At 39.4% G+C, this 14,267-nt stretch carries 3 protein-coding genes; all 3 read left to right on the top strand.

The window, feature by feature from the left end; all coding sequences use genetic code 11:
• The first annotated feature begins 20 nt into the window (after nt 1-20).
• The 3 genes from ACO052_RS01495 to ACO052_RS01485 are packed head-to-tail and all read left to right on the top strand — an operon-like array spanning nt 21 to nt 14,265.
• Nucleotides 21-1,211 carry a hypothetical protein gene (locus tag ACO052_RS01495; RefSeq protein WP_422106246.1) on the top strand — a complete coding sequence of 397 codons (1,191 nt, stop codon included), beginning with the start codon at nt 21-23 and terminating at the stop codon, nt 1,209-1,211.
• 4 nt (nt 1,212-1,215) lie between these two features.
• Nucleotides 1,216-1,917, top strand: coding sequence for a hypothetical protein (locus tag ACO052_RS01490; RefSeq protein ID WP_422106245.1), 702 nt, complete (start codon nt 1,216-1,218; stop codon nt 1,915-1,917).
• 18 nt (nt 1,918-1,935) lie between these two features.
• Nucleotides 1,936-14,265, top strand: coding sequence for a hypothetical protein (locus tag ACO052_RS01485; protein ID WP_422106244.1), 12,330 nt, complete (start codon nt 1,936-1,938; stop codon nt 14,263-14,265).
• Nucleotides 14,266-14,267: the final 2 nt, after the last annotated feature.

Here is a 14,267-nt window from a genome sequence, read left to right as displayed (position 1 = left end):
TAAAGAAAAACGTCTTCAACATGAAAAATAAATCAAAACTCCTACTCATACTATCAATGTCATTTTTATGTTTTCAAATCGGAATAGCACAAGGATGTTTACCACAAGGCATTGATGGTACTTTTGAGAGTTGCCTAAATGTCGCAGGAACAACTGATTTTAATCATAATGTCACTTGTGGAGGCTGGCAAAATGGCTTCGGTAGTGCAGATACTTGGGCTAATTCACCTTCTAGTCCATTTGGCTCGTTTTTAAACTCAAACCTAAATTTATCTCCCGATGGTGGTGTTTACGCGGGTGCTATATGGACTGCCAATTCCCAAGAGTCTTTTTTTGCCACCATTACAAATTTAACGGTTGGTGAAAACTATACCATTACTTTTTATCAAGCTCCTGCAACAAATAAAACTCAAGAAATCCCAACAAGTCTAAGGTGGAAAGTGACCTTTGGAAGTCAAACGCAGTTCAGCCCCGACAGATTCATTGAGGATATTCCGCAATGGACACAAGTGAATTTATCATTTGTTGCTAACAACCCAACCCAAGAATTATCTTTTGTACCTGCCTTGGGCTCTTCGACACTAAATACAGGATACAGTCATATGTATATGGTTATAGATGGGATATCCATACAAGGTCCTGATTGCGGTACTGTAACCGAACCTCAAGCTTGCGAATGCAGTTCTTTTTCTCCTATTGGAAATCGTAAATATGTATTAAGTACTTGGGTTAGAGAAGAAATAACAAACTTTACCCCTAATACTCCAGAAGAACTCTTGGAAACACAGCCTATTAGTTATACATATCCAAAAGTAGCAGTCAACTTTTATGATCAAAGTGATAATCCAATTGGCTCAGCTCAAGTATTCGGTACGACTGGTAAAATTATTGAAGGCTGGCAGCGTATTGTCGGTGAGTTTGTCGTGCCAAGTGGGGCCGTAGATATTAGTATTGATTTAATCAATAATAATCCGGATAGCAATGTAAAATCTTTTTTTGATGATGTTCGGGTACATCCTTACCATGGAAACATGAAGTCTTTCGTTTACGATAATCAAAATTATAGGTTAATGGCGGAGCTCGACGAGAATAATTATGCCACCTACTACGAGTATGATCAAGAAGGTGGACTGGTGCGTGTAAAGAAAGAAACCGAACGCGGGGTCATGACTATCCAAGAAACCAGAAGTGGAACTACAATCTCAAACTAAACGAATGAACTATTCAATTTATACGGTAATCACCTTTTGTTTGGTGATAGCTTCGGCTAAAGCTCAGGATTTTGATACCATCTTAAAAGCAGCGACCGACAAATACATAACTTCTGAGGTGTATCAGATTGATGCCGACTATAACTTATATGCCGACAGTGATTCAGATTCTCTCATCGATCAGCAAAAGTCCATTTTTATAAAGCGTCAAAACGCACTATATTTTAAAATGGCTCAATCCGAACTTATACAAACTGAAGCGTTTAGCCTCAAGATCAGTCATTCGGAACAAATACTATTGTATTCAAAATCTTATGGGTCACAGTCTCCCTCAAGTCAATTGCCCTATATGGACTTAGAACGGAACTTCTCTACAAAGACCATTAAGGATAAAGGCACCTATTGGGAATGCCTAATGACCGATAATACCTCCATTTCCATTCCTTATCGAAAGATCATACTACACATAGAAAAGGGGGATTACAAGATTTTAAAACAGGTTTATTTTTTAAACAGGGCTTCCTCTAAAAATGTGGGTTATGCGGCCATTACCGGCAATGAAAGGCTCGAGATTGTTACCAAGAGTTTTACGACATCCCCTAAGGACATCACTCAGAAGTTCGAACTGAGCCGATATTTAGACATCAAGGATAATACCTTGACTTCAAGCAATTACACAAAGAATTATAAGATCATCGTACAATAGCCATCTAAATCAATAATTATGAAGTATTACATTCATTTGCTCTCATGTGCTATCTGCTTTCTCATTACTGCAACGAGTTATAGCCAAGACTATGAACACATTGAAACTTTGCAGCCTTCCGAATTAACAATAGGCAACACCTTGTCAATTGAGGATCCGGATTTTTTTAGCCCAAACAGCTTGTCTGAGGATGCTGCTATTGAGATTTCCATAGGGATTTTAGATGATATTGTGATCAATCCGTCGATCTGGTTTTCGTATTCTATCGTACTCGATATCACCACGATTGATATGATTTCCGGCCAACCCAACCAGCCCTTTGCGGAAAAATTTGAGATTGAATACAGTCCTTATGGCAATGTCGGTAATTTTACGGATTTGGATTTAAAACGATTAAATGGGGCACACAGTTTATCGATTGCCATAAAAGAAATTAATATCACCAATAAATCCAATGGGGAAAATATGGGTGTGACCAACCCGGGCAATGTGTACTTAAAACTTCGCTTTTCTTCAAATCGCTATAAGCGATTAACGACGGTACTACCAACCATTACTCATGATTTTTTGGCTTACAATGCAAATGGGGAATACGCTACAAGTCTTGAAAACGCCGATGAGGTTCAGATCAATTGGACGTCTACCACAGGTGCCGAATATTACGATTTAGAATGGACATGGGTTGATAGTTATGGCGATGGAGCCGCTTTACTCACGGCAGATCAGGTACCGATGAGCACACGAGATTTTGAATTGAATAATACCAGAATTCGTACCGCTAACACTTTTTACCGCATCCCGCTGATCTACAACAATGGTTTTCTCATTTATCGGGTAAGAGCTGTAGGTTTTCGACCGGATGATGTCACCAATGCCGATCAACTATTTTTAGGCAATTGGACTAGCGGCAATGCTAATGAGAGTGTCGTTAGTCAATGGACACATTACATACGTACGGTAGAACACGATGCCTCAAAGAACTGGCAGTTTCAGGCTTCCTATGCCGAAGAAGGAAAGAAAAAAGAAGTCATCAGTTATTTTGATGGGACACTTAGAAATCGCCAAACGGTTACTAAAATAAATACGGATAATTCGGCCATTGTTGGTGAGGTGATTTATGATAATCAGGGTCGTCCAGCAGTCGAAGTGCTGCCCGCACCATCAGCTGTAAGTGCCCTTAAATACCATAACAATTTCAATCGAAATACTAATGACAAGATTTATACCCACTTCGATTTTGACTGGTCAGATCCCACAGCACTCAACTGTGATGAGAGCATTACGACCTCGGGAATGATCAGTACCAGTGGGGCGAGCCTTTACTATTCGCAAAATACAGCACTTAAAACAACGCCTAAGGATTATTTTATTCCCGATGCACAGAAGTACCCCTTTTCCCAGATTCAGTATACGGATGACAATACGGGTCGTATAAAACGCAAATCTGGAGTCGGCTTAGCGCACCAATTGGGTAGTGGCCATGAGATGAAATATTACTATGGCTCGGCCAAACAATATGAACTCGATCGCTTGTTTGGTTACAGTGTGGGACTAAGTAGATTCTACAAGAAAAATACGATCATAGACCCCAATTCGCAAATTAGTATCAGTTATATTGATCCACAGGGAAGAACCATTGCGACCGCCTTATCAGGAAACACACCAGCTAATTTAAATGCACTGCCAGAACACGATAGTGGTAATCACGCTCAATTTAATTTGGACTTGTTAGATAAACCTTTTGCTACAAGTCCCGATACCCCAAGCGATAAAAACTACAGGATCTCCACGGGAGCCTTTGGAGCTATTGATAATGGACTGGTGTATACCGGTAATCAATTTGTTACCAACCAAAACGAACGACTTAAGGTGCTTTATAAGGCTTCTTTGGATACGCTATTGGTCTGCGGGAAAAACTATCCCTTTGTCTATGACCTCTCTTTAAGCCTTACCGATGAATGTGGTAATCTGGTGAATACAGGTGGTGAGAATGTGTCCTTGATTAACCAGATTATAGGCACGCCATCTATAGCAAATGCGACCGATATTTCAGAGTTTGAAATTAGTTTTGAAACGGCAGCTGGCGCACTTTCCGTGGGCAATTATACCATCAATAAAGAAATCCTAATTAATGAAGCAGCCTATAATCAATACTTAGCGGATTATATGGAGAGCGATTGTATATTGCCATTGGACTATTTTACCATCAATATTATTGATGAGGACTGTGTCACCACAGCCGAAGATTGTAACGCCATCTATGCTTATTTAAGCGATCCTGTTGACCCTACTCAGGCCGATATCGATCAAGCTAAGGCTGTTTATGCAGCAGCCGAAATTGCGGCGATTGAACAACAACTATCCCAAGCCAATTTACCGGTACTCACACAGACACAGATTGATTCTTATACCATAGCTTATGAGGCCATTTATGAAGCTAAATTAAGTACCTGTAACGACATTCAGGGTTTTGAGGAACCCGAGCCTGCAGGGACTTATAGCTTTACGACCAATTGTAGCTTGGCAAAATTACGCTTGCTCCAAGACTTTAGACCAGGCGAGCAGTATGCCATTGAGGATGTTTTGGATGATGCCGATAACGTTGTTGAAGACCGCTTTAGTATCTTCTATGAGGGATCGAACCCCAGCAACCTCAATAACTCCTATTTAATCCATGCTAGAAATTTACCCGCGGGGACCGAATTGCCCTTATGGCGACATCCTATTGATATCGATAATGGCCCTGTAATTTTCTCGTCAACCAATAATAGATACCGTGATGAACAGGGTAACGAGGCCTATGTGGAAGTAACTCCACAAACCGATGATAATGGTAATTATGAAATGGACATAGATCTTAATATAGTGTTTTCCCCGGCCATTCTCGAAGCGGAAATTCCCAATTACTTAAATCCCGACGGGACGCCAATTTTAAATCAAGATGGCTTTGTCGAGGTACGTCCAGAACACCTTAAGTACGAGGCCGATTTTATTAGCAACTGGCAAAATTCTTGGGCAGAAGCCTTGTTGTACTATCACCCAGAAGTAGGTTATATCCGCTTTTTCGAAGCGATTTGTGGTACCCCCTTTACGGTATCCACGGATTTAAATGTAGAATCTAATTTACTGAGTTCCTCCGCTTATGACGAGTTTTTAAAGAAGCTTACTTTATCACCTCCTACAGGAGATGAAATTCCGTTTTCGGTAGCTTTGGAAGCTATTTTTCAAGATCCAACATTGTTGATGGCGTACGACCCCTACTTTTCAAATACCTATACGGCCAATATCAATTCCATTTTAAACGGTAACTCAAAACTCGACAATACTTACACTTCCCAAACCATTACTATAGAGACCTTTTCGGCACAGACCCCTGGTGAAACGGTAAGCTATACTATTCTTGGTGAATTTGATGCCAGAAATGCCTTAATGGATTATGCCTTAAAATATAATATAGATGGCTATCAAATCCCGATGTGGGAAATGGCCTATCGTATGGTGGCCTGTGGGGATGATTCGCTATTTGAATGTGCCATCCCCTTGGGTTATGAACTTAGCGATGCCTATGACGATTTAAGTCCAAGTCAACGCCAAAGTTTTTGGATCAACTACAGGTCCATTTATCTCAGTACCAAGGATAAGATTCAGTTTTTATTATCTAATATTTATGCGAAGCAAAATGGGTTTTACAACGGTTGTATCGAAGATTTAAATAGCAACCCAGTCAATGTTGTTGACACCTATCCGCAGCCTTTGGTCAATGTATTTTCTACTCTAGCCAATGTTAACAATTTTTCTAGTGCCAGTGGCGTTTGCGAAAACGACAATAGCATCGCCAACGCCTATGATGATAAGAAGAGACGGTTCCTACCCTATGATGTCATCTCAGAGGATGACGGTGAGGATGAAGCCTATTACACGGATTTAGAAAGTGATACGGATTATATCACCTGGTTAGAAACTGGGAATTGCCCTGGTGTATTGGATATGACCATCTTTATGAAGGGCTTCTTCTCAACCAGTACAAGTTTACCAACATCTGGTAGCCCTTATGATATGGCCCAGTATTTAACCTCTGATTTATATACGGCTTTAGGAGGAGTGATTATTGATGGGATTGAGCCACAAATGGGAGATCAAGATGGCATTAAACTCTTTACAACAACAAATGCATCAAACCTTATCATCAATATTGCAGATGCCAACGACAGTGACCTTAACGACATAAATGGCGAGACCTGCCCTATTATCATTCAAAGTACCAATGCTAACTTTAACTGGGCGAACTATGGTAGCGGTGCAGGGCAATGGTATATCACTGATGCGATGGATTTGATATATGCCGAGCATTTAGCTAATGGCAATCAGTCCTTTCAATTTTTAGCTATCGTTGTGGAAAATGGTGATACCGATAACCCTGTAGAAGTGGTCTTTTCTGGCGAATCCTGCGCCAACATTGGTAATTGCGGAACAGACCCGGCTGAAGCGGACAATGACGATTACGATTTCTTTGATCCTAATATCGGCATTAACTATCCTAATCCTTACGAATGTGATAAACAAGAACGCTTTGAGGAAGGTTTAATAAATGTATTTAATGAGCTTCATACCAATAATGCTTTCTTTAGTACTGTTCCCGTTGTGTTAAATACATATAACTCTTATACAAATAGTTCTTTGCCAGAATTTTTTCAAGACCCAAATCTACAGACTACAGTGACTTATGAGTATGCACCAACGAATACAATATGTTATATTAAGCTCAATGGAAGCACTATAATAGGATTAGACTTGCAGGTCGATTCTAGCTATAGCTTTGAACAGATTATTGATCTCAGTATAGAACCCAATTATGAAGATGGTTATAATGACCTTAGTATCACCTATGAAGAGATTAATGGTATAACCCATACGATTAATAGCGTATTCTCAGCAGGTCCTCCGATTAGTATAGAAAATATAAAGGTTATTGATTTTAATTGCTGTGATCCGATATCTAATCCCAATAATACAGATCTATGCTTTTCGACGCTTACAGAGTTGTTTAATTATGTATTAGCGCAAGGTGAATTAGAAAATACTGCTGGATATAATATCTTGACCAATTCCGATTTTTTCAATACCAATGTCGATGAGTATTTCAACATTACGTCTGGTGATCTCTTCATTTGGAGAAAAAGTAGTGCTATAAGTCCAGTAAATTACCAAATTACCTTAAACGGTAATCTGTTTATGAACATCTTATTGCAGACGCCCTTACCTAATATAGCAAGTTTTACTTCGATCGAGGCTGCAAGTAATAATATAGATGGTTACGGAATAATTAACGCTATCAATACCTCGGGTCAAGAATTATTCTTTGACTATTTTCGTTCAACACTTCCATGTTCTTCCTCAGGCTCGAGTCTTTGTGGTGATACAGATACCGATGGTGACGGTATTTTTGATTTATGCGATAGTTGTCCAAATGACTTTAATATTGGGGATGCTGATGGTGATGGTATAGATGATGCCTGCGATGAATTTGATATTGACAACTATTGTATCAATGGCACCTATGACATTGCTTTCCATACGGACATGTTAAACCTCATTAATGCAGTTCACGATTCAGGGAATTATATCAATGATAATCTACTCCTAATTAATTATCCAGAATATACAGATTTTTTAAAGGCATTTTTTGAAATACACCAATTAGGAGCTTTTCCCCCTGGTGAGATCAATCATTCTTTAACGAAGTGGAATGTTACGGTCAATATATTTGATGTATTAAGCGCGATTAAAATTTACTTCTACAGTACCTCAGGTGTCGAATACTATATTTTGCTATCAAGGTTTTCAAAAAGTGATGGTACTAATTTTACAGTAAGTGATTTGAACAATACAGCCAGTTTCTCAAATTTTGAAACATTTGATTATAACTCGACTACTTGGGAAGAAGCCAGAATTACTGCCAATTATAATAACTCAAGTACAGAAGAATTACAAGTTAGGCATGGGTACGGTAATAGAGCAAGTGGCGCTGATTTAAGGTTATGGTGTGATATTAATCAAGAAAGGAATTTCTATGTCCAATCAAAATCTACAATTTCTATTGAAGAGGATGACAACTGTATCACCTGTATCCCTGTACCGGTACCACCAAAGTCCTGTACTGAAGCCTGGACCACCTTTATGACTACTGTTGGTTATACTGACGCCAATGGCTATAGCACCTTTATACCGGGATATGAAGTCCCTGTGGGTAGTAATGAAGACGATTGGCTTACCGAGGATATATTCTGTCAATTAGGCTACAAATACAATATTGACCATTACATCTATTATGTCAATACGGTAATGCCGTTAGATACACAGAACACAGGTATAGATAGTGATTATTATATCTCATTTTTCTCATTCGGCACCCATTATCTAGGTGCAGGCCATCCCAATACAAATGAAGCCATTGATGCCTATCGCGATTATTTAATCGCCAATATAAATGACCCGCTCAATAACGATGGCAATAGCGATAACGACATTATACCCTTAAATTGGTTAGAATATATTAGTGAGGTCTTTTTAATACAAACGGATGTCTGCCCATCGGCTCCGATACAGGTGGATACACCAGGTGTTGAAGCCACAGACGACTGCAATGAGTTTATTAATAACATTCAAGAAACCTATGCCAATGATCTTTATGAGCAGTATTTAGAGACACAGCGTCAGTATTTTAGAAGTAAATATCTTAATGCAGCCCTAGACAAATTGGTGGAAAACTTAGAGTTGACCTATGACGATAAGGAGTATCAATACACCCTTTATTATTACGATCAGGCAGGCAATTTAACCCGTACCGTATCTCCAAAGGGCGTTTCGCGTATGGAGACCCCTAATACGGCTGCTATTAGCGATGTACGTGCCTCCAATGGCACTTCCACACAAACTGATGTCAATCCGGCCCATTCACTTCATACCACTTATAGATACAATTCCTTAAATCAATTGGTCTATCAGGAGACCCCGGATGGCGGAATTACCAGATTTGCTTATGACAACTTAGGACGTATCGTTATGTCCCAAAATGCGGAACAAATAAAATCATCTTATGGATTTCTTGAGGAAGTGGTCAGTACGCCCAATTTTATCGATCAAGTGGGCGTTTCTGTCAGTGGCAACAACATTACTAAAACCATAGATGGCCGATGGAATGCCTACGCGTCGTCCCAAGAACTGATTTATAATGATGGCTATATTCAATTTACACTTAATGAGGATATTGCTAAAAGTAGGGGGCTTAGAGTGGGGCTGTCATATTATGATTTGGTGAGTACCTCTGACTTAAGCTTTAACTTTTTAATACACCCTGGGGGCAACTACTGGGTTGAGATTAATGATAACGGCAATTCATCTAGCACCTCTACTTTAGGCACCTATAATGCTGGAGATGTGTTTAAAGTGTCTAAAGCAAATAATACTATTGAATTCTTCGTCAATAATGTTAGCGTACACACGCATGGTTTAAGTCTTCCTGATACACCATTACGCTTTAGAGGGAAGTTAAGAGATCTTAACAATGAAATCAATGACATTATCCTAGTGAATACGAGTACGGCCTTAGAACGCTTCAGTTATACCGCCTACGACGGTTTGGGTCGAATCAACGAAGCGGGACAGCTTCGACTACCTCTTGATGTCTATATGATTAACGATGAGGGGCGATTGGTCTATAGCTTTGACCAGCAAACCTTAGTTGAAGAGGTTAATGCATTAGGGTTTCCAGATAACCTTTCAACACTCAGAGAAGAAGTAACCGTGACCAAATACGACGCCCCCTTTAGTAATGAGGCTGTCAGTTTATTTGAGGATTACGATGCCTTCAATAATAGAAACCGAGTAACCGCAGTACTCTATTACAATAATTATCCCGTTGATCAGTTGGATTTTAACAATGGTTTGTTCTATAGTTACGATATCCATGGTAACGTCAAAGAGTTTATGACCTATATCAACAATCCACTGCTCAATATGATGGAACAGAACATTAAGAAAGTGAACTACGACTACGACTTAATAAGTGGTAATGTAGATAAGGTCACCTATCAGCCTGGGCAAAAAGATCAATTTATCCATGTCTATACCTATGACGCGGATAATAGAATTTTAGACGTTCAAACCTCGAAAGATGGTATTATTTGGGAAAAGGAGGCCGCCTATGAATACTACAAACATGGGCCTTTGGCAAGGACGCAGATCGGAGACAAAAAAGTACAAGGCTTGGATTACGCTTACACAATACAAGGTTGGTTAAAAGGCGTCAATTCCGAAAAATTAGATGCCGAAGACGATATAGGTAATGATGGTCATTATGGGACCAACAATAAGGTGGCCAAAGATGCTATGGGTTATACACTCAACTATTTCAATAATGATGATTTTAAGGATTATATATCCAATCATGCCGCTAGGTTACAAAATTTATCCTCTGTGATATCGTCATCACAGCAAAACCTTTATAACGGCAATATAAAACAGATGACCACTTCGCTTAGAGGTTTGAAGGAAGAGAAGCTAGGAAGCCTATCGAATAGCTATACCTATGATCAGTTGAATCGCATTAAGCGTAGTACTAATCAAGAGGCTATTGAAAAAAATGCTGTTGGTGGCTTTACCGTTTCGGAGGCGGGTTACAATACCTCTTATACCTATGACAAAAATGGCAATCTTGGTGAACTCACAAGATCAGCTTTCGGAACGCCTATGGACCACTTATACTATCGCTACTACGATGGTACCAATCGATTGAGAGAAGTACGGGATGCAGCTGATGCCAACCTGTTCGCTGTAGATATTGATGATCAACCTTACGGGAATTATACCTATGATGATATAGGTCAGCTCACTCATGATGCTTCGGAAGGTTTATCCATTGACTGGAACGTATCGGGAAAAGTAAACTATATTAAGAAAGACAATGGGCAAATTATTTACTTTATTTATGATGGTCTGGGCAATCGATTAGCAAAAATAGATGATTTGTCAGAATCCAAAGAAGGCGGTGATATTACATCCACCTATTACATGAGGGACGCACAAGGCAATACCCTCGCTGTCAATCAGCTTTTAGATTCACCACCTAAGAGTATTAAAGGAGGTAGCACCAAAGGCTCGGGCGTATATATGTTAAAGGAACATCATATGTACGGCTCTAGTCGACTTGGGCTTCAAGATTATATAAAATATGATTTAGGTGAAGTCTCTTACAGTGGCGAAGACTTAAAACGCAGTGCCGATAATTCTGGGAATATACAGTTAAATGTTAATTGTGATAATTGCGCCTACAACTTTAATGGTTCAAATGGCTTTACTTATTTTTCAGACCCAAACTTAGATATTGGTTTTAGTAGTGGGGAATCCTATACGCTCGATACCAATCTTACTATTCAAGATTACCTTTCTAGTAGGCGAATTATCTATCACCTACAAGATATGGATGCCTCGGGAGTACATAATGTGATAAGAGTCAGTATTGAGGAGATTGATACAGGAAACAATAATTATAAATACGTTCCGGTATTAACCCTAAAAAATCATACGCCGATTCAGGGTGGTGGTTATGATATTGTTGAAAACAAATACGAGCTCAATGACCCATCTGCCGTGATAGAGAATTTAGATAAGCACGAGATTTATTATACCGTAACTCCGACAGGAAGCAATCAATTTAATGTTACTTTGGTGCATAATGGGATGACCTATTCATCGCAACTTGGGGAATTGAGTCTTACGACAACGAATTCCCAATCGCAGTTTATTCTCATTCCGAATTCGTACGTGTCGAATGCGAATTTTGAAATGTGTAACCTCACCTATAATATCAATGGCAATTTAAGGGATTTTAAATTTAATGTCATCGGTGCCTCGCCTGTCTCAAATGGGTTGACCTTAACACTCGATGATTTATCGGCCAATAAATGGGTAGAATCCTGCGGCGAGGATAATGATATCGACAACGATACCGTGTTGAATGATGCAGAGCTCATGGACCCGAACGGGGATGGAGACTTTTCAGACGCTCAAGATTCGGACAACGACGGGATACCAGACTATCTGGATCCTGATGATGATAATGACGGTATCTTAACCATTAACGAGGACGGAGGTACAGGCAATGCAGTCATTACTGTAGATACGGATATGGATGGCATCCCTAACTATTTAGATCCTGATGACGATGGTGATGGTATTGATACGGCTAATGAAGATTTGGATAATGACGGCGATCCTAACTCGGACGATTGGGATAATGATGGTCTACCAAACTATCTTGATAATGATGACGATAACGACACGGTTCTTACGGCCGATGAGTATCTTAACAATGACGATTTTGATAATGATGGTGCACCAAATTACCTTGATACGGATGATGATAACGACAATGTGCCGACCGCTTTTGAAAATACCTTTGATGCTAATCCTAATGACGGACAGAACGTCTATCTATTAGATACTGACGGCGATGGTAGTCCAAACCATTTGGATATAGACGATGATAACGATGGCTATATTACTGCTGAAGAAGATGATAATGGGGATGGCCTACCTGAGAATGATGATACCGACAGTGATGGACACCCAGACTTCTTGGATTCTAAAGATAATGATCCTTTAGTCCCCGGAATGATCAGTTGGGGGTCTTATGCACGATTGGTTGGTGATAAACGCTTTGAGCTGAGTAACCACCTCAGCAATGTGCTCTCTGTTATTTCTGACCGTAAGTTACCAGCGCAAAATGTAGGACGCGAGTGGTACGGCACAGATGAAAGGATAAGAGAGTTTTGGAAAGAATTGGGTAAAGCCAGTTTAAATTTTAATAACGATTACAGTATAGATGTTACCTGTTATGATAAAGAAACAGGCGCCATGGGTATATATGAACTTAGTGGTGGAAGCACTTATACGTTACAGTTTAATATAAACAAGGATGATTTTACGGCCATTCTAAAGGTAGAGCTCAGCAATCCCGAAGGGCAGGTTATTTACGAGACCCTTGTAAATGCATCCCAAACGGTAGGTACCACCTTTACGGCTGAGCAATCGGGAGAATATACCATTAAGGTCTATGTCTATAGTAATTTTTATGGTGCGGGAACCTTTACCATTGATAATTTAATGATCGCGGATGTTAGTGAAGTTGCCGAATCCTCAAATCAAATCGATTTATATGGTACCTTTGTACCCGACGTTCTTGCCTTTAATGATTACTATCCCTTTGGAATGCTCCTGCCAAAACGCCATAGCGCCGTGGATGGCTATCGTTACGGCTTCCAGGGCCAGGAGAAAGATGATGAAATAAAAGGAGAAGGGAATTCTATAAATTATAAGTATAGGATGCATGATTCTAGAGTGGGTAGGTTCTTTGCTGTTGACCCGTTAGATTGGCAATATTCATATAATTCACCTTACGCTTTTAGTGAAAATAGAGTTATTGATGGTTATGAATTAGAAGGGTTAGAAGTTGTTGTTGATAATGATGGAAACCCAACAGGGAAATATAACGTACAAAAAAATGAAGGTCCAACCCAAATGGCTCAAAGCATAAATAACTGGGCTAAAGAAAATGGATATATGGAAGTATCTTGGGAAGATATAGTAAACTGGAACAAAGATACTTATATTAATAAAAATGGTAATGTCAAAAATTATAGCGATAGAGGCGATAAAGGGTTCTGGGATGCAAATATTAATAAAGATGAAAAATTAAATATTCATTTAGTCAAAGAAACAAACCCAGAAGAGGATAAAAACACACCTGAAGCGGCTAAATTTATGCCTCAAGAAACAAAGTTTAGAGGGAAATGGAAGAGCATTGGACCATTTGTATATCAATGGACCAAATTAGAAGGTGGTGTTAAAGAAGGCTCAGGTTATTGGGAAAGAGGTGTGACGAGTGAATGGTCAGGCGGATGGGGTCTTGGAGATTTAGCAGGAGGCGATGTTACTATAAAAATTAACCCGAGTGTTGCTCAGAAGCTGCAAACAAACAATTTAGTCGATATATTAAATACTGCAACTGAGATTTATTCCCATTCTGGAGGTATGAGTTTTTGGGAGACAGCTACATTTATTGGTAAAGATGATGAAGGAACGGTTATTTATGGGATTTATAATACTATTGATGATGTAGGTTGGAATATTGGCTATTCTTGGCCTCAAACAGGTCCAGCACCTAGATGGTCTGATACCTATTCAGCATTTACAACAAAAAAAGATTCTTTAAGGCGAGCAGAAGCTAATTATAATGCTAAGAAAGGGGATACTCTTAAATATGGGGATTACATAAGAAAAAACCAATAGAT

Source organism: Winogradskyella sp., assembly GCF_965228925.1.
Taxonomy (GTDB): Bacteria; Bacteroidota; Bacteroidia; order Flavobacteriales; family Flavobacteriaceae; genus Winogradskyella.
The sequence above is the reverse complement of the archived record's forward strand: the minus strand, read 5'-3'. Positions and strand labels throughout refer to the sequence as shown.

Coding starts and splice junctions, on each gene's coding strand:
- ACO052_RS01495 (WP_422106246.1), top strand. CDS start 21: ATGAAAAATAAATCAAAACTCCTACTCATACTATCAATGTCATTTTTA.
- ACO052_RS01485 (WP_422106244.1), top strand. CDS start 1,936: ATGAAGTATTACATTCATTTGCTCTCATGTGCTATCTGCTTTCTCATT.
- ACO052_RS01490 (WP_422106245.1), top strand. CDS start 1,216: ATGAACTATTCAATTTATACGGTAATCACCTTTTGTTTGGTGATAGCT.